Raw genomic sequence first — 25,093 nt, 5'->3', positions numbered from 1 at the left:
GCCGCTCCGTGTGCACTCTCCTGCAAGGAAGGCCGGGATCTGCCGGCCGTCAGCTTGCGTTCTCCTGGAACGCCATATCTTGAAGGAACCTCTCATTGCCGGGAAATCGTCGGCCCTTGCGCCGTTCGCCATCAGTCTGTTGGAAATCACTAAAGGCACAGGCCCTGGAGCACGCGATATTTGATAATCTCGATGCCGCGCGGGCCGTGCAATTTGATAACACCTTTGTTTTTCAGCTTTGTAAGCGAACGCGACACGGTTTCGATCGTCAGCCCGAGGTAGTCGGCAACATCGACCCGAGGCATGAAAAGCTCAAACCTCTGCGAGTTGCCCGCACGTTCCGACATCTCAAGGAGAAAGGCTGCGACCCGCTCGACTGCGCTTTGGCGGCCGATAACCAGTTGATGCTCCTGCGCGGACGAGAAATTTTCCAGTACCGCCGGCAGCAAGCCTTGCCAAATATGCGCATCCTTTTGCAGGCTGATGCTCCTTATGCCGGTGACGCCTATCGCTTCCGCAGTGGAACGGTGCCGGTCCCCATTTTGCAGACCAAACCAATTCCCTCCAAAATGGAATGCAAGGATTTGCCGCCGCCCGTTCGCAAGCACCCGATAAACGCGGACAGCTCCGAATTCGACGCGGTAGGCTTGGCCGATCCTTTCACCGGGAGAGTAGATGCTTTGTCCGTCGACAAAGCTGCTCATCGGCTTCGACTCAATCTCTTCCCCAGGAACCAACTCCATGAGAGGGGCGCTTATGCCCGTTCCCGGAGCAAATATTGACGTAAGCATTGCTCGACTCCCATGACTGCGTCCCCCTTTGCCCCTGCTTCGACGACCATCGTGCCCGTCGAATCGTTGTGTTTCCGCCAGCGCTGATTAGTGAACAAGATCACCGGGCCTCGACCTTTACTGCCCAGGCAAAGCAGCCAACGCTTCCGAGTTAGCTAAGGCCCTTTGCCGGCCCGAGTGCTTGCTCAATCTCTGCCGCCAGACTCTCGACCAGCCCCTTGAACTCAGTTCGCCGCGCGTCGCGAACATGGAAAGGAAGCTGATCGGCATTGGCAAGCGCAGTCTCAGCGGCGGCGAAGTCCTCGCACATCCCTCTGAAACTCTCGTCGCGCATCGACAACTCCTTGATCTGCAAGGAGCGCGTCGGAAATCGACGCAACGCAGCCGCCAATCCGTGTCCTTCATCAGACCCTCCCGATCGCGCATTCATTTCGCTCCTCCCCCTCCGGGCCGGAAATGAAAATACGACGCCAGTATATTGCGCTCTGGGCGGGCTGGGACGTATGATACGGGAGTTTACGGGTTCCGCTGGACACAAGCGTACGTTGTAGTGTTGATGGGGGGCGGACATGACGATCGCTGGCCAGGAGAGCGTTCGGGTCGAGCCGACTGCTTCACCCTCCGACGAGGAAATCCTTGCGCAGCTCGATCGAATTCGGCTCAGCGCGGAGTTCGATGCCCCCGGTCGCGCCCGCAAATTTCTGACCTATGTTGTCGAGCAGGTGATTGCAGGCCATTCGGACCGCATTAAGGCCTATTCGATAGCAACCGAAGTCTTCGGGCGAGACTCCTCGTTTGACGCTCAAACGGATCCGGTAGTGCGGATCGAAGCGGGCCGTATTCGGCGCGCGCTCGAACGTTATTATCTCGTTGCCGGCCGCAATGATCCGATTGTTATTAGCATTCCGAAAGGCGGCTACGTACCGATCTTCGAAAGGCATACCGACGTGCAGGTCGAAGGAGACCCCGGTCCTTCAATGATAGCAAGATCGGTCTTGCCCATCGAACGTTCCCGGCCACGATGGATTTGGCTCGGCGTCGGCGCGGCCGCTCTTGCCCTGGGTGGGCTGGCGGCAAGCGTACTCGTTCGCCCTGCTTCGGACGCGAACTCGGTAACGTCCAGCGGCATTCGGCCAAACATTCCAAGGCTGGTTGTGATGCCGTTCGAGGATCTCTCCGGAACGCAGCAATCGGCGATGATCACGCGAGGGCTCGCCGACGAGGTCATCAGCAATATCGCCAAGTTCAAGGAGATCATCGTCGCCACCGGTGAGACGGCGGCGCAGCCAACCGCCGCGGGCGATGGGCCGACCTACGCCCTGGAAGGTCGGGTCCGGCTCGATGGCGACAAGCTCCGTCTTGGTATAAGGCTGATCCAGCGGTCCGATGGATCTGTGGTATGGGCGAACAGCTACGACGAAAACCTGCAGGCCCACAAGATCATTGAACTGCAGGAGAACGCCGCTGCCGCCGTGGCGACCGCCGTCGCACAACCATACGGCGTCATCTTCCAGGCGAACGCCGCACACTTCACAAGCGCGGTTCCGGATGATTGGGAAGCATACGCGTGTACTCTGGCCTACTACGGCTATCGCAGCGACTTGAACCCCCAGACACATGCTTCCGTTCAAGAGTGCCTTCTGCATGCGACAAGACAGTTTCCCAATTACGCCACGGCCTGGGCACTCCTGTCGATAACATATATTGACGAGCTTCGTTTCCGATATCGTCTCGGTCGATCGTCGCCCATATCGTTGGAGCACGCGATCGAGGCAGCGACGCGCGCCGTTGAACTGGACCCAGAGAATGCCCGCGCCTTGCAGGCGGAAATGCTCGCCTTGTTCTTCCGCGGGGAGGTTGATGCGGCCTTGGCGGTGGGCGCGCGCGCTTTTGCCATCAATCCCAATGACACGGAACTCTCCGGCGAATATGGTTTCCGCCTCGCCCTCTCCGGTGAATGGCGTCGAGGCTGCGATCTCGTGGCTAGAACCGTCGCACACAATCCGGGGCCCGTTGTTGGATATTTCGAGGCCGCCCTGGCGGTCTGCTCCTATTTCAAGCGGGACTACGTCGCCGCCGAGCGATGGGCCTCCCTGGCAGACCTTCGCGCCAATCCGAGTTATCACATCATCCTGCTCGCCACCCTTGGAAAGCTCCGCAAAATGGAAGAGGCTCGAGTAGAGCGGGAATGGCTGGAAACCAACCTCCCGGACTTCTTCGACAACATCCGAAGAGAAGTCGCACTCCGGATCCGTCGCCCCGAGGATCAGCGGCAGCTCTTCGAAGGATTGCGCGAGGCGGGCGTTCCCATCCCGGAAGTTGAGCCCAGAATGAATTAGAACATTTGCCGTCAGGTGGGAATCACCGGACGTCGCATTAATGCGGCAAAAACAAACAGATCGAGCGATGGCGCGAACCTACGTGAGCGCTCCCCGCTCTACAGCGCCGTGCGTCCTTTCAGACGCACAAAGGTCTCTGTAACACTTTGGATTACTGCATGTTTTTGTCGTTGAATCGGTTCCGATTTAAGGACATGCAGTAGACCGGTGTTCCACCTCCCCAGACAGCGCGCGGGAACACCCCGCGCCTCAGACCTTGTCCGGCGACCAGTCGAGGAAGAAGCCGACATCTCCCGGGATGCCGCCCGGGAAGTTGATGATCATCGCCTTCAGCTTGTAGCCCTGCGGCTTGCCAAAGGTCTGATAGCGCTCATAGAACTCCTTGGCCTTGCCCTGCAGCGTTTGCGGCCAGTCCCGATCGGCGCTGTTAATCGCGCGGCCGCTGTCGGTGCAGAGCGAGGATGGGAAGCTATAGACCATGGCTTCGAATTTCCCGTCCTTGACCGCGTTCTGGACAAGGCGGCGAACAACCGCGATTTCCTGCTCCGTGACATGTTTTTCGAGGAAATCGGCGGCGAAATCGGCAAGCTTCTGTTCCTGCAGCGAGCGGAGCTTTCGCTCCTTCTCCATTTCCGCCATCTCCCGCTCCAGCATCTGCATGCGAAGCTGCTCGGCGCTGATCGGTGCACTCGTATCGGCATTCAAGTCTTTCTGTTCCGGCATCGTGTTGCTCCACTTCAAGTCAAGAGGACGAGGGCGGCCCGTTCTCGGCACGCATTGGAAATTCTTTGCACCGGTCTCCGCGACCATATCTGGTTCTGCAGACGCCCGAGCCTTGCTGGAAACTTCAAAAATCAAACAGGTGCCGGGCTCGTAACCCTCGCATCAGTTGCCTTCGTTCGCACCATCCGCCAGCCAAGAAGTCCGAAAACGATTGCAAGCAAGGGGTTCAGAACATTGAAGAAACAGAAACCGGCATAGGCAGCGGTCGGGATTCCAAGGGTTGCCGCCATATAGGCGCCACAACTATTCCAGGGCACAAGCGGCGAGGTAACAGTGGCCGAGTCCCCAACGACCCGCGACAGCATCACAGGCGCCAAGCCTCGATCGGCGAAAGAAGCGCCGAACAACTTGCCTGGCAGAGCGACGGATATGTATTGATCCGAAGTGATGACGTTGGAGACAACGGACGTTCCGACAACAGTCGCGATCAAACCCGCCACGGATTTCGCCCGGGCCACGAGTGGGTCGATCAGCCGCTTCAGCATCCCCGCGTGCTCCACGACCGCACCGAACGCAAGGGCGGTGATGATGAGCCAGACTGTATTCATCATGCTCGCCATGCCGCCTCGGGAAAGGATGAGGTCGATCGACTTTTCGCCCGTCGATGAAATGAACCCGTTGGCGAGCGCTGCCCATGTTCCCTTTAGCAATGCCAATCCAAAGGGTAGGTCTGGCGTGCCAGCGAAAGCCACGACGCTTGCCGGATCATGCAGGACTGCCACGACGGCGCCGGCGATGGCACCTGCGAAGATGGTCACAAAGGGGGGGAACCTGCCTATCGAGAGCAGGAAGACGAGCACGAGAGGCAGGAACGCCCAGAGCGAAACGGCGACCTTGCTATCGATCATCGCAAGTGCACGGGTGGGGTCAAACTCGCCCGCCTGCCCAAGCAAGGCGAAGACGACCGACGAGAGAAGTAGGGCCGGCACGGAGGTCCAGAGCGATTCGCGGATGTGGCCATAGATGTCAGAGCCTGCGGTCGCCGTGGCAAGATTCACAGTATCAGAGAGCGGTGAGGCTTTATCGCCGAAATATGCTCCGGAAATGATCGCGCCAGCCGTAATCGCCGGCGAGAGCCCCATGTTGGCTGCGACGCCCATCAAGCCGATGCCGAGCGTTCCGGCAACCGTCCAGGAACTGCCAATGCTGAAGGCGACGACGGCACACACGATACAGGTTGTTGCGTAGAAATAGGTTGGGCTGAGCAGCTTCAGGCCGTAGTAGATCATCGAGATGATGGTGCCGCTCATCGCCCAGGTCCCGATGAGCCCGCCCACCGCCAGCAGTATCAGAATTGCCGGGAGAGCCGCTGCGATCCCATCCACAACGGCTTGGCGGACACCATTCCACTGCAATCCATTCTTGTAGGCTATGCCAGCGGCAACGATCCCGCAGAAAAGCAATGCGATCTGGTTCGGGCCGGACGAGGCATCATTGCCAAACAAGACATAGGAAAGCGAAAGAAGCGCAATAAGCGTCAGGCAAGGAACGAGTGCATCGACCAGCGACGGTGGATGGGAACCAGTCTTCGGATCGAAACCTTCCTCACGATCGATTTGTGACATGTCATTGCTTCCAAACCGAGCGGGCTACCCTAACCATGCCATGTCATTTTCGTGAACGCAGAATTGATGATCGTGCCCCGTTCCGCCCGCACAATCGCGGCGATATCCGCCAGTGCCCCTATCGCCGCGGAATGTCCCGTCACCTTGGCGAATTGACAAGCCGCCTCGACCTTTGGTCCCATGGAACCCGCGGGAAACGAATAGGCACTCAGGTCGTCGGGGGGCGTCTTGAAGATGGCCTTCTGATCAGGGGTTCCCCAACCGGTGCAGACGGCTTCGGCGTCCGTCGCCATTATGAACAGGTCGGCTTCAAGTTCGCGCGCCAGAAGCTCGGAACAAAGGTCCTTGTCGATTACAGCTTCCACTCCCCCGAGCTTCCGCTCCGCGCCTCGTTCGTACATGGTCGGAATGCCGCCGCCGCCGGCGCAGATCACGACAGTCTTCTTGTCCAGCAGCCAGCGGATCGGACGGATCTCAAAAATCCGTTTGGGGACTGGCGAGGGAACGACGCGGCGCCACTTGTTACCGTCCTGCTTGAACGCCCATCCTTTCTCCTGATGGATCTTCGCCGCCTCGTCCGCTTCGTAGACCGGCCCAACGAACTTGGTTGGGTTCTGAAATCCGGGATCGGCACCGTCGACCTCGACCATGGTAAGCAATGTTGCGAGCGGCACTTCGAACGGAAGAAGGTTTCCAAGCTCCTGCTCCAGCATGTAACCGATCATGCCCTCCGTCTCCGCGCCGAGCACATCGAGCGGATAGGCCTCGTCTGCCTTGTAGGCTGCTCCCTGGAGCGCAAGCAGCCCAACCTGCGGGCCGTTGCCGTGCGTGATCACGACCTCATGTTCGGCGACAAGCGGTGCAATGGCTTCCGCAGCGATTTTGATGTTTTGACGTTGTACGTCCGCGGTCATGGCCTCCCCGCGCTTCAGGAGAGCATTCCCACCCAACGCGATCACGACACGCATGTTCAATCCCCCAACGTCGCGACAAGCAGGGCCTTGATCGTGTGCAAGCGATTTTCCGCCTGCTCGAAGGCAACGTTCGCCTCGGATTCGAACACGTCGTCGGTCACTTCGAGGCCGTTGGACATTCCATAGTCGTGGGCGATCTGCTTACCGACCGTTGTCTCGGTGTCGTGGAATGCAGGCAGGCAGTGCATGAACCTGACTTGCGCATTTGCGCTCGCCTTCATCAGATCAGCATTGACTTGATAGGGTGTGAGCAATTGAATTCGCTCTTTCCAAACCTCTTTCGGCTCTCCCATCGAGACCCAGACGTCGGTGTGAATGAAGTCCACCCCCTCGACTGCTGCCCTTGGATCGTCGGTGATCGTCAGGCGCGCTCCAGACCGCTCTTTGAGCCGCTCGGCGATGCGCCGATATTCCTCCGAAGGCCAGAGTGACTTCGGGCCACAGATCCGCACATCCATGCCCAACAGGCAGCCCACGATCAACAAGGAATGCCCCATGTTCGACCGGGTATCGCCCACATAGGCATATTTGATGTCGCTGATCGGCTTGTCTGCATGTTCGCGCATCGTCATCACGTCGGCGATCATCTGGGTGGGATGATACTCGTCCGTGAGGCCGTTATAGACCGGCACGCCGGCATATTTCGCCAGCGTCTCGACACCATGTTGCGATGAGCCGCGATACTCGATGGCGTCGTACATGCGGCCGAGAACCCGAGCCGTGTCCTTGAACGATTCTTTATGCCCGATCTGCGACCCTGCAGGATCTAGGTACGTGACGTTGGCGCCCTGATCGGAACAAGCAACTTCGAATGCACAACGGGTGCGCGTCGATGTCTTCTCGAAAATGAGGCAGATTTCCTTACCTTCCAGATGCTTCTGTTCCGTGCGCGCATATTTGGCCCGCTTCAGATCGCGGGCGAGATCAAGGAGGTAGCGAAACTCGCGTGGTGTGTAGTCCTGCACCGTAAGAAGCGAGCGATTGCGGAGATTGAAACTCATGATGCTGCTCCAATTGCAAAGTCAGGATGGGTAATTCTTCAATAGGCGGGCTCTCGCCAGATCGGGCAGGTCATGCAGTGTCCGCCGCCGCGGCCACGCCCCAGTTCGGCCCCACGAATCGTGATGACCTCGATACCCGCCTTCCGTAGCAGCGTGTTCGTGTGCGTGTTGCGGTCGTAGGCGACGACCACTCCCGGTTCGAGCGCCACTACATTGTTGCCATCGTCCCACTGTTCGCGTTCCGCCTCGTAGGCATTGCCGCCGGTGGCGACGGTTCTGAGTTTCTGGATGCCCAGCGCCTCGCTGACGACTTCGAGCATCGGGCGTTCTTCGGCTCGCACCTCGAAGTTTCCTTCGTCATCGACGGGATGCAGGCTGTAGCAGCGGATCTGCTCGACAACGTCGGCGAAAAGCGTCACGACGTCACGGTCGCAGAAGCTGAAGACCGTATCGAGATGCATCGCGGCCCGACTCTTCGGCATCAGGCAACCGATGACCCGAGTAGCGGCCTTGTTCCTGAAGAGGGCCTTAGCCACCTGCCCCACCGCCTGATAGGTGGTGCGTTCACCCATTCCGACGAGCACAGTGCCGTTGCCAATGGGCATGACGTCACCGCCCTCCATCGTAGAATTGGCGAACTGTTCGTCCGAGTCGCCCCACCAGATGTTGAAATCGCCGCCCTTGAAGATCGGATGGAACTTGTAGATTGTCCGCTGCACCAGCGTTTCGGCGCGGCGCGCCGGCCAGAACATCGGATTGCACGTCACGCCGTTATATATCCAGCAGGACGGATCGCGCTGAAAGAGGGTGTTGGGAATGGGTGGAATGACAAATTCAAGGCCCCCGAAAGCGCCAACCATCAGCTTCTTGCCCCGGCCCTCGGGAAGGTCGGCAATCGAAATCCCGCCGATGATGTAAGCGGCGAGTTGTCTCGAGTCCATTTCATCGAGCCATGGTCGCATGGCCTCGGCGATTTGAGAGCCGATTACATTTGGCGTGATTCGGCGGTCGAGCACGAACTTGCGAGCGTCCGCGTCGGCAAGCGCTTCTGCCAGCAGGTCGTGCAGTTCGAGGACCTCGACTCCCCTCTCCTGCATCTTCAGGACAAAATCGTAATGGTCCTTCTGAGCCTCGTGAACCCAGATGACGTCATCGAACAGCAGGTCGTGGCAGTTTGCCGGGGTCAGCCGTTGGTGCGCCAATGATGGCCTGCACACCATGACCGTCCTGAGCTTGCCGACTTCCGAATGAACACCAAAGTTGCGCATGCGCGCCTCCTCCTTCAAACCCGCAGCCCTTGCACTTGACCGGCCGCGGTCAGAGCGGGCTGATCTTTCCCGTCCACAGCAGATATGCGGCGACGATCGCGAGCACGACGACCAGTCCGGCAAGCCAGGCTTCAAATCCGGCAAACACCTGTTCACCTCGCTCCTTCCTGGCCTTCGCATAGACAAGCAGGCCAGGGGCAAACAGGATCGAGCACATCAGGAGGTAGCTGAGCCCGGCAGCATAAACCAACCAGATGCCGTAAAGCGTGGCCAGCGCCCCAACGGCGATGTCCCTGTTCCGACCACGTGCGCCCTGCTGATAGGTCTCTCCGCTCAATGCGAGTTTGAGCGCGTAGGCTCCGGAGAAGACGTAAGGGGGCAAGATGGCGACCGAGGCGATGAAATAGAAGAACTGGTAGGCGCTCTTGGAAAAGAAGCTCAGGACTAGGAAAACTTGAATCAGAATATTGGTCGCCCAAAGCGAGTTTACCGGCGATCCGTTTTCATTGTCGGCGGCAAACCACCTCGGGAACGTGCCGTCGCGCCCGCAGGTGTAGGGAATTTCCGAGCAGAGCAAGGTCCAGGACAGGAATGCACCACCGACCGAGATGATCAGCCCGGCATTGATCAGAGCAGCTCCCCATTGTCCGACGAGCGGCTGCAGCACGCCAGCCATCGACGGGACCTTGAGTCCGGCCAGCTCCGGCTGGCTTAAAATCCCTGTCGAGAGCATCGAGACGAGGACATAGATCCCGAGCGCCCCCAGAAAACCGATCACGGTCGCCCGACCGACATCGGAGCGCCGGGCCGCGCGCGCCGAGTAAACGCTCGCCCCTTCGATACCGATGAATACCCAGAGGGTGACAAGCATGGTGCTCTTGACCTGCGACATGATGCTGCCGAGGTCGGGGGCGTCGAGAGCACCCCCGCGGCCCCAGAAGTTCACCGTGAACCTGTCCCAATTGAACGCAACGATCGCAATCAAGACGAAAAGGAAGAGCGGTGCGAGCTTGGCGATGGTGGTGACGATGTTGACGAAGGCGGCCTGCTTGACACCCTTCAGCACTAACCAGTGGATGGCCCAAAGGCAGAACGAGGCTCCTATGATTGAAACGAGGTTATTTCCATCGCCGAACACCGGAATGAAGAAGGACAGCCCGGAGAAGATGGCGACCGCATAGGCGACATTTCCAAGAAACGCGCTAAGCCAGTAACCCCAGGCGCTGATGAAACCCATGAAAGGGCCAAAACCGGCCTTGGCGTATGCGTAGGGACCAGCATTGAGGTCCGGTTTGCGGATTGCCAAGGTCTGGTAGACAAATGCCAGCATCAGCATGCCGAAGCCGGTGACGGCCCAGCCGATCAATATTGCTCCGGGCGAAGCGGCGCGAGACATGTCTGACGGCAGATTGAAAACCCCGCCGCCGATCATCGACCCAACGACGAGTGCTGTGAGGGGCAGGAGAGTGAGTTTGTCGGAATGCACCTCGGTATTGAAGGTGCCCTCATGCGCGATCGTCATGTCCCCCTCCAAATCGCATGCGGTTGTCGCATTCACGCGTTTCAGCTTCTCGGGCACAGTGCTGCGGCGGAGGATGATGCGTGTTCCACCGGGCGCGCGCGCTCCACACCAGCGACATTAGAAATCCGCTGATGGCATGTCATTGATTTCAGACAAATCTCATCCGTCTCGTTGGTTTTTTCCTTGAACGTCGGCTCGCTTGACGCGCATGGGGCGAGTCTTGGCCCTGCGACGCTTGCGGCCGACTGTCCAAAGATCACCAGAAAAAATGAGTTCCGGGCGCCCCCATGAAACTTGGCCCATGACACAGCCTCGAAACGGACGGCAAGCTGCGCTCCACCCGTATCCTGCCGGTCCCGCTTTTGATCGCAATCAACGACGCGAAGAAGTGATGGGCGTAAGATTCAAGACAGATGAAAAGCGGGAGAGTACGATGAATCGTAAAGAGAGAATTCTGTTCGCGGCTATTTGTTCTATCGTAACTGTCGGCCCCGGTTCCATTTCCTTGGCCGAGCAAACGTCCGGAGATCACTACCCCGGCATCGACATAAACCAGCGCGTCATCAACGGGCAGCGCGAACCCCTCAACAAGTATCTCCTCAAACGCAGAGGCACCGTGCAGAGCCCGGATACCGGCGCTACGGGCACGATCAACCAGCCACAACCGCCACGTAAGCCGGTGCAGTAGATCGACCACAAAGCAATCCGGAATGGTGAAGAGCCGCCTCTCCGCACCATGCTTGAGCAAGAGGCCTTGCAGCCCATTGGAGGAAGAATATGGCCTGGGAGCGGATTTTTGTGCTCTGCCGCGCGGCGGCGACCGCGCTGACCTTGTTTGCGCCATGTGGTGTCGCTTTGGCCCAGCACACGGCCGCCGCTCCTGCCGCGCCGATCGAGGCCGCGCCCGAGCCGTTGACGGATGACGAGCTCGAGGTGCTGGTTGCCCGCATTGCGCTTTACCCGGACGAGCTGGTGGCGCTGATTTCCGCGGCTTCGCTCTATCCCTTGCAGATCGTCGAGGCGGAGCGGTTCCTCGAGGCGCGCGAGAAGAAGTCCGACCTGAAGCCGAAAGATAGCTGGGACGGCAGCGTTGTCTCGCTGCTGAACTATCCGCAAGTCGTCAAGATGATGAGCGAAGACCTCGAATGGACGCAGTCTTTCGGTGAGGCCATCGCCAATCAGCAGAAGGATGTGCTGATCGCCATCCAGCAGTTGCGCGACGAGGCGGTCGCCAAGGACATCATCAAGACGGACGACAAGGTGAAGGTGGTCGAGGAGGGCGACAACATCGTCATCCAGTCGGCAAATCCGGAAACGATCTACGTGCCGCAGTATCCGCCCGAGATGCTGTACGTACCGGACTACGCGCCGGCGCCGATCAGCTATTACGAAGAACCCTATCCGGCCTATTGGTATCCGGGAGCAGCCTTCTTCGCCGGCGCCATCACTGGCGCGGCCTTCGCCGCCATCGTCGACTGGGACGACTGGGGCGTCTGGGGCGGCGACTGGGACGGCGACATCGATGTCGACTGCAACAAGTGCTTCAACAACATTGACTTCGACGGCAAGGTCAACTGGAACGACATCGACTGGAAGAACGTCGATCGCAGCAAGATCAACTTCGATCGCGATCAGCTCAACAAGTTTGATCGGACCAGCATCAAGAACGACATCAAGGCCAGGGGCGACAACAACCTCCGCAACCGCGCCGCCGAGATCAATCGTGACCGGCCGCAGGCGCGCCCGGGCGGCGGTGGCGGCCAGCTCAAGGACGTGCGCAAGAGCACGCTCGAGGGGCTGAAGGCGCAACCGAGACGGGATACCGCGGCGCGGCCCGGTGGCGGGCAGGCGGCCGCAAAGGCGAGAGCCGACGGCGGCAAGCCGAGCGTCAACCGGCCGAAGGGCGGCAGCAAGCCCTCTGCTAGCCGACCCGCCGGCAAGAAGAAGATGGCTTCCAAGGCGCAGAACCGGCCGAAGAAACCGTCCGGCCTCGGCAATGTCAATTCCGGCCGGCGCGAGGTGGCCTCGTCGCGGCGGGGTGGTCAAAGCATGGGCGGCGGTCAGCGCGGCGGCGGACGGCCCCAGATGAGCCGCGGTGGCGGCGGCAGGCCGCCGATGCATCGTGGTGGCGGAGGCCGCGGCGGTGGCGGACGCAGGCGTTGAGCGGAGGGGAGAACGGCCATGACCAAGCTTTTGCACACACTTCTCCTCGGGTCGGCGCTCTCGCTTGCGGGCACGCTTGCCATCGACGCCGCCCTCGCGCAGACGCAGCAGCCGGACCAGACGCAGCAACCGGCGGGCATCATCGACGACTATGCCGCGGCGGAAGACCCGCCGGCCTTCGACGATCCCGCCAAAGCGGTGGAGGCTTTCAAAGCGCGACTTGCCGCCAACGACTTCGACGGCTTGGCGAAGCTCCTGGGACTCGACGCCGCAAAGGTGAAGACGGGCGAGGGAGCGATGGAGAACTTCGCGCTCATTCGCGAGGGGGCGGCCCGCAATGTCGTCGTTCGCGATCTCGAAGGGCGCAAGGTCCTCGAAATCGGCGATCGCCTCTGGCCGCTGCCGTTCCCGATCACCAAGGGCGAGGACGGAAAATGGGCGTTCGACACCTATGTCGGGCTGGAGGAGATCGTCAACCGCCGTGTCGGCGAGAACGAACTCGAGGCGATCGAGACGGTGCGCGCCTATGTCGACGCGCAGAAGGACTATGCGTCCCAGGACCGCGATGCCGACGGCGTGCTCGAATATGCCCAGAAGCTGATCAGCAGCCCTGGCCAGACCGACGGGCTCTACTGGCCAGCCGATCAGGGCGAGGAGACAAGCCCGGTTGGCGATGCGATCAGCGAAGCGGCGCTCGAAAAGGCGAAGGCCGGCGAGGGCTATTTCGGCTATCGCTTCCGCATCCTGACGTCACAGGGCGACAACATCGCCGGCGGCAAATACGACTACACCATCAACGGCAACATGATCGCTGGCTTCGGGCTGATCGCCTGGCCGGTCACCTATGCCGAGACCGGCGTCAAGACCTTCGTCGTCAACCAGCAGGGCATCGTCTACGAGCGGGACCTGGGCCCAAGCACGGGAGCGATCGTACCCTTCATCGACCGATTCGACCCGGATGACAAATGGACCGTGGTGGCCGACTGAGGAGGCACATCGGGATCCCTCGACCGCCCGCAGGTTCTTGCCTCGGGAGGCGGTCGATAGGAACATCGATGCCCCAGCCGCCTGCGTGATGCCGAATTCTTCACGCCCATTCAAGGCACTCGCTCAAGAGAATTTGGCTGGATCTTGCCCACGCAAGCAATGGCCGCTTTGTTCACGCAAAGCTGCTGCCCGGCTTCTTCGAACTGCACTTCCGTATCCACCTAAAGCTGCTGGAGTGACCAGCAGACGAATCCCATCTTGGGTCCGAAAGCGGAAATTATTGCCGCTTCTCCCCCTGTTGACTGAGGCCCATTGCCAGGGCACAAAGGTGGCATCCACGGTCGCTCGCGATGGGAAAGCAGAGGGCATTTCAAGGCGATTTCGATAAGCTATTGAAATCATCTGAGAATCCAGGTTCCGCAGCCAATTCTCGCTAAATCCCCTTTATTCCTTGATTTTCCAGTCGCGCCGGATCCCGTTTTGGCATCATTGGCGACCTGATGCCCAGAACTGTAGCCCACAGGTGATGCCCACGCGAAATATGCGCGGCGGCCTCTCAGGTGGCAGGCAGGGGCAACATACCCATGGCAGTCCGCCACCAGGTCGAAAATCTCATTCGCCGCGGCAACATCTTCTACTGGCGAGCACGCGTCCCCATGTCGTTCGCGCGGTGCCGACCGGGCAGCCGCTTTCACTCAGCCTTCACTGTTCCGGCACAGGCGCTGTTCGACATGGACGACAGGCACGCCCTCGCTGACCGAAATCTCAGCGAGTTCACGGGCGGCTCAAGGCAGAACCGTCGCGCCAACGCACCTCAAGCCGCGCAGACCGAAGGGACACCGATTGCAGCCCAACCTTCCGCGCCGGCCAATAAATCGCCGACAGCCAGTCCCGCCGAGCCTCCCGCGATCGTGACCCTCGATCTTCGCCCGGCACCGCCTCCCAATGTTCCCGAACGGGGGGAGGCTTCGAACGCGACGCCGGTCATCCTGGTCGCCGATTTCGAGGCGGAATGCGAGAAGCTGATCAAGAACATGAAGGATGCCTGGGACGCCAGCACGGCAAGAGAAGCCCGCGCGCTTGTGCGGATGTTCAAGGATGTGCTTGAGGAAAAGGGCGTCGAGCATACCGGCCAAATCACGCAATATCACATCGGGGAATTGCGTCAGTTTTTCAACAACGTCCCGACACGCTGGGGGCAAAGCGCCAGAATGAGGGTGATGTCCGCGCCTGAGCTTCGCGCGGAAGGGCAGAAGCTACGGGAGCAAGCCGAGGAGGAGGGAAAAGAGGCTGCCGTCGGGCTGCGCGCGGCAACCATTCGCAAGCACATCGGCAACCTCAATCACTTTCTCAAACATGTCCGCGGCCATGGCTTTGAAGTCAAAGACTGGACCTTCGAAGGCTTGAGGCCAAAGAAGCCGAGGCCTCTTCAATCCGCCCCAGCTGTGCGAGGCATGCCGCTTCGTTCAGCAAAAAGAAACGCGGAGGATCAAAGAGCGAACGGTAAACTTCAGGCGCCAATTCGAATTCGCGGGACAGATGACAGCAGCCCCCCAAGCTGGAGACGAACGTCGGCGGCAGCAATGGCTCGGGAGAAATGCACTCGATATCAGCCGCTCCTTGGTGCTTTTCGCAAACGCCGCCCAACGCTTCCCTGTCGAGGACTCTCGACAGGGCAGTCGGAGGTGCGCGTCCGCGATTATTCCACAAAGAACGATAAAGCCTTGAATTGTCCCCCCGAGCGAGAGATGCTGTAGAGTACTGTGTACATGACGGGGGAGTGTTCATGGGGCAGTTGACAAGCAGAGAACGCGAGTTCGCCGCCGCTATATTGGTGGCCATGGCCATCATCGGCATTGCCATGGCCGCGGCAGGTCGATCGGATGCGCTTGGAGTTCATGGCGCGATCGTCGTTCTCTGCAGTCTCGGTCTGCTGTTCTTCCTCATTTCCCGGGCATTTGGACCGGAGCCCGACACGGCCCGGATCACCCGCTACTACGACGATCCCATCAAGGTAGGCGTCGCGTTCACTTTGTTCTGGGCGATTTTCGGCATGTTCGTCGGCGTCTGGGCTGCCGCTCAGCTCGCCTGGCCGAGCCTGAACTTCGATACGGCATGGGCAAGCTTCGGACGGATCAGACCCGCGCATACAACCGGCGTCATCTTCGGGTTCGGCGGCAATGCCCTGATTTCGACCTCGTTCCATGTGGTCCAGAGGACCTCGCGCGCCCGGCTGGCGGATCAGTTGAGCCCTTGGTTCGTTCTGTTCGGCTACAACCTATTCTGCCTGCTGGCCGTGACCGGCTATTTCATGGGAGTGACCCAATCCAAGGAGTATGCGGAGGCGGAATGGTACGCCGACATCTGGCTCGTCATCGTCTGGGTCACCTATTTCCTCCTCTACATCCGGACACTGGCGCGGCGGAGAGAGCCCCACATCTACGTCGCCAACTGGTACTACATGGCCTTCATTGTCGTGGTCGCGATACTGCACATCGTAAATAACCTGACGATTCCCGTCTCGCTGAGCCATGCCAAGAGCTACACGATCTGGGCAGGCGTCCAGGACTCCATGGTACAGTGGTGGTACGGCCACAATGCCGTTGCCTTTTTCCTTACGGCAGGCTTCCTGGCCATGCTCTATTATTATTTGCCGAAGCGGGCAGAGCGGCCGATCTTTTCTTATCGGCTGTCGATACTGAGTTTTTGGGGCATAACGTTCTTCTACATGTGGGCCGGATCTCACCATCTTCATTACACGGCCCTGCCACATTGGGTACAGAACCTCGGCATGACCTTTTCGGTCATGCTCCTGGTTCCTTCCTGGGCATCGGCCGGCAATGCTCTGCTGACGCTGAACGGCGCGTGGCACAAGGTGCGCGACGACGCGACGCTGCGCTTCATCATGATGGCGGCTTTCTTCTACGGCCTTTCGACTTTCGAGGGGTCATTCCTGGCGGTTCGGCCCGTGAACTCGCTGTCGCACTATACCGATTGGACTGTCGGCCATGTCCACGCGGGCGCCTTGGGATGGGTCGCGCTGATTACCTATGGCTCCCTCTACACACTCGTGCCGGCGATCTGGAAGCGTGAAAGGATGTATTCAGCGGCGCTGGTCGAGGTCCACTTCTGGCTCGCCTTTGCGGGCACGCTCATCTACGTCTTCGCAATGTGGAACTCGGGCATCATCCAGGGGCTGATGTGGCGGACCTACACGGATGACGGGACGCTCACCTTTTCCTTCGTGGACACCCTCCTTGCGATGTATCCTTATTATATCGCGCGCGCCTTCGGCGGTTTGCTATTCCTTATGGGGGCAGTGGTTGCCACCTTCAATATCTGGATGACCGTGCGCGAGGTCCCCGTGGCGAGCGGTGAGCGGAAGGACGATATCCCTCTCGCCGAAGCAATGCCGGAAGGCGTGGCAACTGGCGCCGCGGAGTAGCGACATGCCTGAACTCGTTCATCGCAAGCTCGAACGTACGGCGATCGGTTTCGTGCTCGCGATCATTGTCGCGGCCAGCGTCGGCGGCATCGTGGAGATCGCTCCGCTCTTTACCATCGACGAGACGGTCGAGAACGTCGACGACATGCGTCTATATACGCCCCTCGAGCTTGCCGGACGCAACATCTACATACGCGAGGGCTGCTACGCCTGCCACAGCCAGATGATCCGCACGCTCAGGGACGACGTGGAACGCTATGGGCCTTTCTCGCTCGCGGTCGAATCGAAATATGATCATCCCATGCTGTGGGGTTCGAAGAGAACGGGGCCCGACCTCGCCAGAGTTGGCGGAAAATACTCAGACTTCTGGCATGTCGCCCACCTCACCAATCCGCGCGATGTCGTGCCGGAATCGAACATGCCGGCCTATGCTTGGCTGGCCCGGACGCCGTTGCGCCTGAACGACCTGGGCGCTCATCTCGCAGCACTGAGAAGCGTTGGCGTCCCCTATACCGATGAAATGATCGAGAACGCTGCTCGCGATGCCTTCGGACAGGCAGTGCCGGATAGCGAGCAAGCCACCGGCGTGACCGAACGCTATGGGGAGGAAACACAGGTCAGCGCATTCGACGGTGTGACAACGCGGGTCACGGAAATGGATGCACTCGTCGCCTACCTGCAGGTCCTCGGAAGGATGACAAAGGCAGCATACCAGAACACCGCGGCTCCGGAGCAAGTACCCAACCCGAACGACTGAAGCGAGAGCGGACGAAAAGCCATGGATCTGACGCATGAGACATTGGTGGAGGCGTCGAAGAGCTGGGGGCTCTTCTACCTGATCGCGTTCTCGATCTGCGTGCTCGTCTACACATTCTGGCCTGCAAACCGGAAACGTTTCGATCGCGCAAAGAAGGGCATTCTCGACGAGAACGACAAGCCATGGACGTAGAGGAAGTCGACCCCGTCAGCGGCCGAAAGACAACGGGGCATGAATGGAACGGCATCAAGGAACTCGATACTCCAGTTCCGCGCGGGGTGCTGCTGTTCCTGATCGCGACCCATATCTTTGCCCTCCTCTGGTGGGTGCTGCTGCCGACCTGGCCGCTCGGGGCCACCTACACGAGGGGTCTGCTCGGGATCGATGAGCGAAACGTCGTGGAGGAGAAGCTGGCCGCGGCGGCAGCGGCCAGAGCCGTCTGGGAAAAGAAGATCGATACGCTCTCCTACGACCAGATAAGGGCGGACGAGCGTTTGATGGCAACGGTCCGTTCCACCGGTCATCAACTCTTCGGAGACAACTGTGCCGTTTGTCATGGCGTCGACGGCAAAGGTCGAAGCAACTATCCGGATCTGACCGATGACGACTGGCTTTGGGGCGGCGGCCCGGAGAATATCGCTCAAACCCTGAAGGTCGGCATCAACACTCGGCATCCCGAGAGCCGTATCGCGCAGATGCCCTCGTTCGGTCGTGACGAAATGCTTGATCGCAATCAGGTCCGTGATGTCGCCGGCTATGTCTACTCGCTGACCAACCCCGCGTATTCCACGCCGGACAACGTAGGCCGCATCGAGGCCGGCAGAGAGATATTCCTCACCACCTGCGCCGCTTGCCACGGCGAAGACGCGAAGGGCAAGCGGGATGTCGGCGCTCCGAACCTGACAGACACCTACTGGGTCTATGGCGGCACCCTGCCGGCCATCATCGAGTCCGTCCATGGCGGACGCCAAGGCCATATGCCGACCTGGGATGAGAGGCTGACACCTGCGGAGATCAAGATGCTCGCCCTCTATGTCAACTCTCTTGGCGTCGAGAAACCATGATGAGAAAGGCCGCCACAAAGCCGAACAGGTCGACGTTGTCATTCTGGATCCTGATGGCGGCTGCCATTTTTCTCGGCGCCAACGCCCACTTGCTCTATGTCGCAATCCGAAGCGATCCCGGATGCGTTGCTCACTTGAAGGACAAAGGATCGGCGCCGGGCGAATACAGAGCCGCAAAGTCATCCTGCTGACCGTTGTCGGGGGATCCTGGAGAGGCCCATGAGCGGGAATAGAAAGTTATCGAGGTGGGTCGGCGAGGTCTCAGGCATTGAGGAGACCTGGAACCCGAAATGGCAACGGCATCTTCCGGCGCAGGCGCCTCTCGACTGGCTCGCCAAAGGTTGGCGCGATCTGATGACCTATCCGATGCTCAGCCTGACTTATGGTGTGGCGGTCTTCGCCGTTTCCTTTTCGATCATATGGCTCCTGTTTGCCACCGGGCGTGACTATTTCCTGCTTCCCGCCGTGGCGGGCTTCATGATTGTCGCGCCGCTTCTGGCCATCGGTCTCTATCTGAAGAGCTCGCGCCTGGAACAATCCGAGCCTGTCGGCCTTGGAAGCATGCTGCGCGTGAGGCCGATGGCCGGGGCTCAAGTGTTCTTTACCGGGCTCATTCTCTGCATGCTCATGCTGCTGTGGATGCGCGCGGCGGTAATCATCTATGCACTGTTCTTCGGTGTTCGGCCGTTTCCGGGTCTTGAGCATGTCACCCAACTCCTGCTGACGACGCCCGCCGGGTGGGCCATGCTCACGGTCGGGATTTTGGTCGGAGCGCTTTTTGCCGGATTTTCCTTTGCCATAAGCGTGTTCTCCATTCCCATGCTGCTTGACCAACGCATCGATGCGTTCACGGCGATGGGAATGAGCGCGGCCCTGGTCTGGAACAATCTCCGGCCGATGTTCGTCTGGGGCGCGATCGTTCTGGCGTTGTTTCTCTTGAGCGTCGCCACGGCGCTGATCGGCCTCATTGTGATCTTTCCGCTGCTCGGGCACGCCACTTGGCATGCCTACAAGGCGATGAGCTAGACATGTCGTGCTGCTCCGGCATCGCTGTTTCCCTTGCTGACGATGCTGCAGGCAGCTTCGTCCGCCCTGAGGAGATCTGGTTGGCAAGCCGTGACCTTGGCGACGGCCTGCGACAGATCACTCTATCCCTGCCCACGGTGCGCTGTGCCGCATGCATCGCCGCTGTCGAAGCGACGCTCACGGACATCCCCGGCGTGGAGGTCGCCCGAGTCAACTTGTCGAACCGGAGGGTAACGATCAACTGGCGCGGCAAGGAGCAAGAGTGTCCGGACTTCGTCAAAGCACTTGCAGGGATCGGTTATGCCTCGCACCTTGCATCTTTCGACGACGGCAGTCAGAATCCACAGCTTTCCGCCCTGCTGAGGGCGCTTGCCGTCGCCGGGTTCTCGGCCATGAATATCATGATGCTGTCGGTCTCCGTCTGGTCGGGAGCCGACCCGGCGACGCGCCAGAGCTTTCACCTGATCTCGGCGGCGCTGGCGCTGCCGGCGATTATCTACTCCGGCAGCATCTTCTATTGCTCGGCCTGGGGAGCGCTGAGGCGCGGTCGCACCAACATGGATGTGCCGATCAGCGTCGGCGTCCTGCTTGCCTTCGCACTCAGTGCCTACGACACATTCCAGAATGCGCCCCACGCCTATTTCGACGCCAGCACCTCATTGCTGTTTGTTCTGCTGGCGGGTCGGGCACTGGATGAACTGATGCGTGGCAAGGCGCGTTCGGCCTTGGGCGCGCTGGCAAGGCTCGCGCCCCAGGGCGGCAATGTCATCCGCGCCGACGGAACCGTCACCTATGTTCCGCTTGCCGATATCAGGCCCGGCATGCATCTGCTTGTCGCCGCCGGAGAACGATTGCCAGTCGATGGCGTCGTCGTGAAGGGAACCTCGGAGCTTGATTGCTCGCTCGTTTCCGGGGAGAGCCGGTGGAGACATGCGCAAAGGGGGACGACCATACAGTCCGGCGTGATGAACCTCACGAATCCTCTGACGCTAAGGGTGACCGCGCGCGCGGACCATTCATTCCTCGCCGAAATGACCCGCATGATGGAGGCCGCGGAAAGCGGCCGTTCGACCTATCGCCGGATTGCGGACCGCGCGGCCGGCCTCTATTCGCCCGTCGTACATGGCGTCGCGTTCCTTTCCATGATCGCCTGGTTCTATGATACCGGGGACCTGCACAAGGCGATCACAATCGCCGTCGCCGTGCTGATCATAACCTGTCCCTGTGCCCTCGGCCTCGCCGTTCCGATGGTCCAGGTCGTCGCTGTCCGGCGGCTTCTCGAAAGCGGGATCATGGTTCGCGACGGATCGGCCTTCGAGAGGCTGAGCGAAATCGACACCGTGCTGTTCGACAAGACCGGAACCTTGACACTGGGAGAGATCCGCCTTGGCAATGTGGATGAGATCCCGGCTCGAACTTTATCCCTGGCGGCCGCGATGGCGAGCTTTTCCAGGCACCCCGCGTCTGTCGCCATTGCCGCCGCGAAAGTCCAGGGGAAAACGCCTCCCATCGCGTTCGACCGGATTGAGGAGATTCGCGGATACGGCATAGAGGCCCGCGTCGGAAATCAAGTCTATCGCCTCGGACGCCATGCCTGGGCATCGATCGCGCCGCAGGCCACCGCGAATGATGGATCGTCGACAGTCGCACTATCGCAAGACGGCAGGACACTTGCCGTATTCTCCCTCGAGGACACCCTCCGTCCGGGCGCGCGGGAGCTCATGCGCGTGCTGCACGCCTCGGGCCTTTCGGTAAGCATAGTATCGGGCGACGGCCACCCGGCGGTTGCGTCGGTCGCATGCCGACTGGGGATCGGTGACTTCTTCGCAGAGCTGCTCCCGTCTGAAAAGGTGGACGTCATCAGGGCATATTCGGCCGCCAACCGCAAGGTGCTGATGATCGGCGACGGGCTCAACGATGCGCCCGCGCTCGCCGCCGCGCATGTATCGATCGCGCCCTCGTCCGCCGTTGACATCGGACGAAGCGCGTCCGACTTCGTTTTCCTTGGACACAGCCTGTTGGCGATCAGCGATATCCTGCAGACCGCATCGCGAGCCAATGCTCTGATCCGGCAGAATTTCGCGCTGGCGGTGGCCTACAACGTCGTCAGCGTGCCCTTCGCAATTGCCGGAGAGGTCACGCCGCTCGTCGCAGCCATCGCCATGTCCCTGTCTTCGATCGCCGTCGTGGGAAATGCCCTGCGCCTCAGGATATGGGACGCCGAGAAGCGCAAGAGCTTCGACGCGCGAGAACCAGCGGCGGTAGAGCGATGAATAATCTTGTTGTTCTAATACCGATCACGTTAGCGATGGGCGTCGTGGGTCTGTTGGCATTTCTCTGGTCTCTACGAACCGGGCAATATTCGGACCTGGACGGAGCGGCCGAAAGGGTCCTGTTCGATGATGAGGATGACGAGAGATTGCTCAGAGCTGCGGAAAGATCCGTTTCACAGGGCCCAGACAAACCGCCGTTCGATCGCAGCGTTCCCGATGTCGAGATGCGGAGGTTCCAACATGCCGCCGGAGGACCGAATGCAACAAGAGGCTGACAAGGGCTTGAATGCAGGCTCTCCGGAACATGCAATGCCAATGGAGCCAAGGCCTGATCAACAAGAGCGACCGGTTGGCCGAATGGACCCCTCGGAATCTGTAACCCTGTTCGCAATCATGTTTGGAGTAATCGGCGCTCTGGTCGGGCTCGTTGCGGGAATGGCATTTCCTTCGAATTCCCAAGCCGGTGTCGCCATTCTCAACTGCCTCATTGCGATGCTGGCCGGCGGTTCTGCCGGCATCGTTGCAGGCGGTACGGTAGGAGCTACCGTCGCCGTGTTTCGTGGCGTCAGAGTCCCGAAGGAACGCCGCCAAGAGGGGCGGTCCGGATAGTTCGTTGAGGTCAGGGTCCTCGATCAAGGTCGATGATGCATTAGAGCAAGTGGAGCTGTAGCACTGAAGGGCGACGCTTCGCGTCGGAGCGCCGCCTGTTGGCCTGCTGAGGCGATAGTTCGACCCTAGGCGGCCATTCGCCCTGGGAGGGCGACTTAGCCATAACGTCGGCTGCCATTCACCTCCTTGCCGACGATCTCCCTGATAATGGTCAAGGTTTCCCTGGCGGCCTCCCTTGGCGGCAGGGCGGTATCTGCGACGTTGCTCACGAGTCTCGTGATATCGTGGTCGATATTCTTGTCGGCCCATCGCTTGCCTCTGGCGACGGTGATGTAGACCGAGTAGGCGTGGTGCGTGGTGCCGGGCCGCTCACCGATGATGTGGAGAATCCCTCTGATCGTGTCGGGATCTGCTTTCTCGAAAAGCACCTCGCCGATCCGGTAGCCGGCGCGCACCCTTCCGCTGGTGACCATGATGTTCTTGTCGCCCATGGTGACACCGGCCTCGGCAAGCAGCCTGCGCATCTCCTCGAGGTAGGGCGCGAGATGTCCGTCGTCCATGATGGCTTTGGCGTTGAGACCGTCCGAGATGACGATCTGGCCCTTGGGCATATCGTCTCCCCAGGAGTCCCTTATTCTTTCAATCTCCGCAATTGCTTCCGGGCTCAGCGTTTCGCCTGTGTTCGGGTGGGTTATGTAGTCATTACGGTCGTTCGACAGGGTGCGGACGGGCACGACATTAGGCACGGCGGCGATAAACTCGGGCGTGAGTTCGGCCCAGAGGGATTGCTTGGCGTCGTCGTAAAGGCCCTTCACCTTGGCCGCGAGCGTCGGATTGAGATCCCAGATGTTTTGCCCGTGGCCGGTCGCGAGATCGACACCTCTTTCTTCAACCTCCCGCATCTTCTCCCGGCCTTCCGCGTAGACCGCGTCCCTGGACCTTCCATCACCCTTGGCGAGGCGGTACTGATAGTAGACCCACAGAGGATCTCCGTAGTTCTCGGTATAGCCGTTATTCTCGTCAACGATTCCGATCCGCTTGTAGAAATCCCACATCGCATCGTTGACCTTGAAGCCGAATTTATCCCTCACGCGCACGTGGTCCTGGAACGACGTGGTGAGATAGCTCAACATCGGGTCGTTCTTGGTAGGCAGGGCAATCAGATAGGCGGGATTGGCCGGCATGATCTGGTCCTGGCACCAATCCAGATCTTCGAGGCTGACCGTCATGTGCAGGGTGGTGCAGATGTCGAGGCCGATGGTGAGCCCGTGGAGCTTGCCCATGACCATGTCTTCGAGGCAGCATCGCACAAGTTGTTCGCGGCTCTTGAATACCTCCGGGCCGATGAAGCCGGCGACATCGTTGACATGAAGCCATGCGCCGCTCGGCTGCACCTTTGCGAGTTCGAGTCCAACCGCTCTGCTGAACCCGTATTTTCGGGACTCGAGCACCATCATGTCGACGCCGTTTGCCACGCCGTTGGTGAATTCCGAGCCCTGTCCGGTTTCGAAGTAGAGGCCATATCTTTCCCCATTCTTCGCGCGCGCGTACTTCAGGATCTTCTCGTTGGTGATATCAAAGATCTTGTTGCAGTCGTCCGTTCCGGCAAGGCTCTGGAACATCGTGGAAACCGTTCCCGGGGAAGTTTCGCTCACCTCGCCTTGGACATCGATGTGCGCCAGCACACACCAGGGGATCACGTCATCAAGGCCGAAAGTATCGACGATGTCCTTGAGCGCACGTTCAACCGCGACGACGCTCGCCACCGTGCTATCCACCGGATTGGTGCCGATGACGATGTCGCCAGTTGCATAGGAGAAGGCATCGAAGACCTGCCAGGCGATGTCGTCCGGATGGTCTGTAGGAGAATTGGGCTGGATCCGGGCGCCCATGTATCCCTTGGCCCCCATCTTGGTTCCAGGCATGACATTGAAAATCTTTTGGCTGAGGGAGACCAGTTCCTCGTTGCTCATCAGTTTCGGGACAAAGCCGATCGTGTCGCTGGTCAGGCCATTCATGACGCCTTTGATGTTTTCCTCCGGTTCGGTCAGAAGAAATTCCTTCAGTTGCCCCATCGTCCAGTCCTTGACCTTTTCGTACTGGACCTGATCCGTGGTCTGCCAGATCAATTTTTGCAGTTCGTCCTCGAACAGCGGGCGCTGGTAGAGGTCACTGATTTTGGTGTTTGTCAGAAGGGCGCGAGCGTTCCGTCGTGTCGTCTCATTCTCGGCCCCCACGCCAATTGCCTGATCTCCCTCCTTGAACTCATTCGCGGCGCCTATCACCTGCTGGTAAGCCGTCTGGTCAAACCCGCCCTTGATCCTGCTGATATAGGCAAAGACGTCCTCGCCCTGCTTGACTTCGTCAATGCTAAAGGAGCCTCCGCCAAGTGCCGCTCTGGCATTCCGACTATAGCTTGCGAGCGTCGCGGCGGCAGTTCCCGCCATTACCAGGAGGTCTCTTCTGGAAATCCCGTCATGCTGATGAGAGAACCAGCCCTTGTTCATGGCCATTTCCTTTCTGCAA

The 25,093-nt window shown here is 59.8% G+C and carries 22 protein-coding genes; 13 read left to right on the top strand and 9 right to left on the bottom strand.

Annotated elements, in window-relative coordinates; all coding sequences use genetic code 11:
• Positions 1-149: 149 nt before the first annotated feature.
• Positions 150-704 (bottom strand): helix-turn-helix domain-containing protein, encoded by a 555-nt coding sequence (locus QA637_RS22335; RefSeq protein WP_283066959.1) that lies wholly within the window; start codon positions 702-704, stop codon positions 150-152.
• 238 nt (positions 705-942) lie between these two features.
• A complete protein-coding gene (locus tag QA637_RS22330) occupies positions 943-1,221 on the bottom strand; it encodes a hypothetical protein (protein WP_283066958.1) in 279 nt (92 codons plus the stop codon).
• Between the two features lie 139 nt (positions 1,222-1,360).
• Here QA637_RS22330 and QA637_RS22325 point away from each other — a divergent pair, with 139 nt between their 5' ends.
• On the top strand, positions 1,361-3,130 hold the full coding sequence (locus QA637_RS22325; RefSeq protein WP_283066957.1) for a hypothetical protein: 1,770 nt from the start codon (positions 1,361-1,363) through the stop codon (positions 3,128-3,130).
• A gap of 249 nt (positions 3,131-3,379) precedes the next feature.
• On the opposite strand, the gene QA637_RS22320 is transcribed toward QA637_RS22325, so the two are convergent.
• From QA637_RS22320 to arcD, 6 genes are all read right to left on the bottom strand, one after another.
• Positions 3,380-3,853: a histidine kinase gene (locus QA637_RS22320; RefSeq protein WP_283066955.1), complete on the bottom strand. Its 474-nt coding sequence runs from the start codon at positions 3,851-3,853 to the stop codon at positions 3,380-3,382.
• Positions 3,854-3,984: 131 nt separating this feature from the next.
• On the bottom strand, positions 3,985-5,478 hold the full coding sequence (locus QA637_RS22315; RefSeq protein ID WP_283066953.1) for a Na+/H+ antiporter NhaC family protein: 1,494 nt from the start codon (positions 5,476-5,478) through the stop codon (positions 3,985-3,987).
• Positions 5,479-5,507: 29 nt separating this feature from the next.
• Positions 5,508-6,446: a carbamate kinase gene (gene arcC / locus QA637_RS22310; RefSeq protein ID WP_283066951.1), complete on the bottom strand. Its 939-nt coding sequence runs from the start codon at positions 6,444-6,446 to the stop codon at positions 5,508-5,510.
• Positions 6,447-6,448: 2 nt separating this feature from the next.
• Complete coding sequence (locus QA637_RS22305; RefSeq protein ID WP_283066949.1) at positions 6,449-7,453, bottom strand: ornithine carbamoyltransferase; 1,005 nt, start codon at positions 7,451-7,453, stop codon at positions 6,449-6,451.
• Positions 7,454-7,491: 38 nt separating this feature from the next.
• Entirely contained in the window at positions 7,492-8,721 is a 1,230-nt protein-coding gene (arcA, locus tag QA637_RS22300; protein WP_283066947.1) for an arginine deiminase, read from the bottom strand.
• A 49-nt stretch (positions 8,722-8,770) separates the two neighbouring features.
• Complete coding sequence (arcD, locus tag QA637_RS22295) at positions 8,771-10,243, bottom strand: arginine-ornithine antiporter (RefSeq protein ID WP_283066945.1); 1,473 nt, start codon at positions 10,241-10,243, stop codon at positions 8,771-8,773.
• Between the two features lie 433 nt (positions 10,244-10,676).
• On the opposite strand from arcD, the gene QA637_RS22290 reads away from it, so the two are divergent.
• The 12 genes from QA637_RS22290 to QA637_RS30915 all read left to right on the top strand — a co-directional run bounded on the left by QA637_RS22290 (position 10,677) and on the right by QA637_RS30915 (position 22,567).
• A complete protein-coding gene (locus QA637_RS22290; RefSeq protein WP_283066943.1) occupies positions 10,677-10,931 on the top strand; it encodes a hypothetical protein in 255 nt (84 codons plus the stop codon).
• A gap of 89 nt (positions 10,932-11,020) precedes the next feature.
• Entirely contained in the window at positions 11,021-12,406 is a 1,386-nt protein-coding gene (locus tag QA637_RS22285; RefSeq protein WP_283066942.1) for a DUF3300 domain-containing protein, read from the top strand.
• An 18-nt stretch (positions 12,407-12,424) separates the two neighbouring features.
• On the top strand, positions 12,425-13,393 hold the full coding sequence (locus QA637_RS22280; protein ID WP_283066940.1) for a DUF2950 domain-containing protein: 969 nt from the start codon (positions 12,425-12,427) through the stop codon (positions 13,391-13,393).
• A 584-nt stretch (positions 13,394-13,977) separates the two neighbouring features.
• Positions 13,978-15,150, top strand: a complete 1,173-nt coding sequence (locus QA637_RS22275; RefSeq protein WP_283066938.1) for a hypothetical protein — start codon at positions 13,978-13,980, stop codon at positions 15,148-15,150.
• A 29-nt stretch (positions 15,151-15,179) separates the two neighbouring features.
• A complete protein-coding gene (ccoN, locus tag QA637_RS22270; protein ID WP_283066936.1) occupies positions 15,180-16,838 on the top strand; it encodes a cytochrome-c oxidase, cbb3-type subunit I in 1,659 nt (552 codons plus the stop codon).
• 4 nt (positions 16,839-16,842) lie between these two features.
• Positions 16,843-17,595, top strand: coding sequence for a cytochrome-c oxidase, cbb3-type subunit II (gene ccoO / locus QA637_RS22265; protein ID WP_283066934.1), 753 nt, complete (start codon positions 16,843-16,845; stop codon positions 17,593-17,595).
• Positions 17,596-17,616: 21 nt separating this feature from the next.
• Positions 17,617-17,787, top strand: a complete 171-nt coding sequence (locus tag QA637_RS22260; RefSeq protein ID WP_283066933.1) for a cbb3-type cytochrome c oxidase subunit 3 — start codon at positions 17,617-17,619, stop codon at positions 17,785-17,787.
• Positions 17,778-18,659, top strand: a complete 882-nt coding sequence (gene ccoP / locus QA637_RS22255) for a cytochrome-c oxidase, cbb3-type subunit III (protein WP_283066932.1) — start codon at positions 17,778-17,780, stop codon at positions 18,657-18,659. Before QA637_RS22260 ends, ccoP begins: the two co-directional genes overlap by 10 nt.
• Before the next feature lie 219 nt (positions 18,660-18,878).
• Positions 18,879-19,685 (top strand): DUF2189 domain-containing protein, encoded by an 807-nt coding sequence (locus QA637_RS22245; RefSeq protein ID WP_283066930.1) that lies wholly within the window; start codon positions 18,879-18,881, stop codon positions 19,683-19,685.
• Positions 19,686-19,687: 2 nt separating this feature from the next.
• Complete coding sequence (locus QA637_RS22240; RefSeq protein ID WP_283066928.1) at positions 19,688-21,958, top strand: heavy metal translocating P-type ATPase; 2,271 nt, start codon at positions 19,688-19,690, stop codon at positions 21,956-21,958.
• Entirely contained in the window at positions 21,898-22,233 is a 336-nt protein-coding gene (gene ccoS / locus QA637_RS22235; protein ID WP_346283781.1) for a cbb3-type cytochrome oxidase assembly protein CcoS, read from the top strand. Before QA637_RS22240 ends, ccoS begins: the two co-directional genes overlap by 61 nt.
• A gap of 34 nt (positions 22,234-22,267) precedes the next feature.
• Positions 22,268-22,567 carry a hypothetical protein gene (locus QA637_RS30915; RefSeq protein ID WP_428843166.1) on the top strand — a complete coding sequence of 100 codons (300 nt, stop codon included), beginning with the start codon at positions 22,268-22,270 and terminating at the stop codon, positions 22,565-22,567.
• Positions 22,568-22,722: 155 nt separating this feature from the next.
• On the opposite strand, the gene QA637_RS22230 is transcribed toward QA637_RS30915, so the two are convergent.
• Positions 22,723-25,074: an ethanolamine ammonia-lyase gene (locus tag QA637_RS22230; RefSeq protein WP_283066926.1), complete on the bottom strand. Its 2,352-nt coding sequence runs from the start codon at positions 25,072-25,074 to the stop codon at positions 22,723-22,725.
• Positions 25,075-25,093: the final 19 nt, after the last annotated feature.

The sequence above is a fragment of the Sinorhizobium terangae genome (assembly GCF_029714365.1).
GTDB lineage: Bacteria > Pseudomonadota > Alphaproteobacteria > Rhizobiales > Rhizobiaceae > Sinorhizobium > Sinorhizobium terangae.
Note: the sequence above shows the minus strand (reverse complement) of the source record. Positions and strands in the feature narration are given on the sequence as shown.

What these genes read in the sequence shown, in the direction of transcription:
- QA637_RS22245 (WP_283066930.1), top strand. Translation starts at nt 18,879, where the DNA reads ATGAGCGGGAATAGAAAGTTATCGAGGTGGGTCGGCGAGGTCTCAGGC.
- QA637_RS30915 (WP_428843166.1), top strand. Translation starts at nt 22,268, where the DNA reads ATGCCAATGGAGCCAAGGCCTGATCAACAAGAGCGACCGGTTGGCCGA.
- QA637_RS22290 (WP_283066943.1), top strand. Translation starts at nt 10,677, where the DNA reads ATGAATCGTAAAGAGAGAATTCTGTTCGCGGCTATTTGTTCTATCGTA.
- ccoS (WP_346283781.1), top strand. Translation starts at nt 21,898, where the DNA reads ATGGGACGCCGAGAAGCGCAAGAGCTTCGACGCGCGAGAACCAGCGGC.
- arcA (WP_283066947.1), bottom strand. Translation starts at nt 8,721, where the DNA reads ATGCGCAACTTTGGTGTTCATTCGGAAGTCGGCAAGCTCAGGACGGTC.
- QA637_RS22280 (WP_283066940.1), top strand. Translation starts at nt 12,425, where the DNA reads ATGACCAAGCTTTTGCACACACTTCTCCTCGGGTCGGCGCTCTCGCTT.
- ccoP (WP_283066932.1), top strand. Translation starts at nt 17,778, where the DNA reads ATGGACGTAGAGGAAGTCGACCCCGTCAGCGGCCGAAAGACAACGGGG.
- arcC (WP_283066951.1), bottom strand. Translation starts at nt 6,446, where the DNA reads ATGCGTGTCGTGATCGCGTTGGGTGGGAATGCTCTCCTGAAGCGCGGG.
- QA637_RS22285 (WP_283066942.1), top strand. Translation starts at nt 11,021, where the DNA reads ATGGCCTGGGAGCGGATTTTTGTGCTCTGCCGCGCGGCGGCGACCGCG.
- QA637_RS22325 (WP_283066957.1), top strand. Translation starts at nt 1,361, where the DNA reads ATGACGATCGCTGGCCAGGAGAGCGTTCGGGTCGAGCCGACTGCTTCA.
- ccoO (WP_283066934.1), top strand. Translation starts at nt 16,843, where the DNA reads ATGCCTGAACTCGTTCATCGCAAGCTCGAACGTACGGCGATCGGTTTC.
- QA637_RS22335 (WP_283066959.1), bottom strand. Translation starts at nt 704, where the DNA reads ATGAGCAGCTTTGTCGACGGACAAAGCATCTACTCTCCCGGTGAAAGG.
- QA637_RS22330 (WP_283066958.1), bottom strand. Translation starts at nt 1,221, where the DNA reads ATGAATGCGCGATCGGGAGGGTCTGATGAAGGACACGGATTGGCGGCT.
- QA637_RS22305 (WP_283066949.1), bottom strand. Translation starts at nt 7,453, where the DNA reads ATGAGTTTCAATCTCCGCAATCGCTCGCTTCTTACGGTGCAGGACTAC.
- QA637_RS22315 (WP_283066953.1), bottom strand. Translation starts at nt 5,478, where the DNA reads ATGTCACAAATCGATCGTGAGGAAGGTTTCGATCCGAAGACTGGTTCC.
- QA637_RS22230 (WP_283066926.1), bottom strand. Translation starts at nt 25,074, where the DNA reads ATGAACAAGGGCTGGTTCTCTCATCAGCATGACGGGATTTCCAGAAGA.
- QA637_RS22240 (WP_283066928.1), top strand. Translation starts at nt 19,688, where the DNA reads ATGTCGTGCTGCTCCGGCATCGCTGTTTCCCTTGCTGACGATGCTGCA.
- QA637_RS22260 (WP_283066933.1), top strand. Translation starts at nt 17,617, where the DNA reads ATGGATCTGACGCATGAGACATTGGTGGAGGCGTCGAAGAGCTGGGGG.
- QA637_RS22320 (WP_283066955.1), bottom strand. Translation starts at nt 3,853, where the DNA reads ATGCCGGAACAGAAAGACTTGAATGCCGATACGAGTGCACCGATCAGC.
- ccoN (WP_283066936.1), top strand. Translation starts at nt 15,180, where the DNA reads ATGGGGCAGTTGACAAGCAGAGAACGCGAGTTCGCCGCCGCTATATTG.
- arcD (WP_283066945.1), bottom strand. Translation starts at nt 10,243, where the DNA reads ATGACGATCGCGCATGAGGGCACCTTCAATACCGAGGTGCATTCCGAC.
- QA637_RS22275 (WP_283066938.1), top strand. Translation starts at nt 13,978, where the DNA reads ATGGCAGTCCGCCACCAGGTCGAAAATCTCATTCGCCGCGGCAACATC.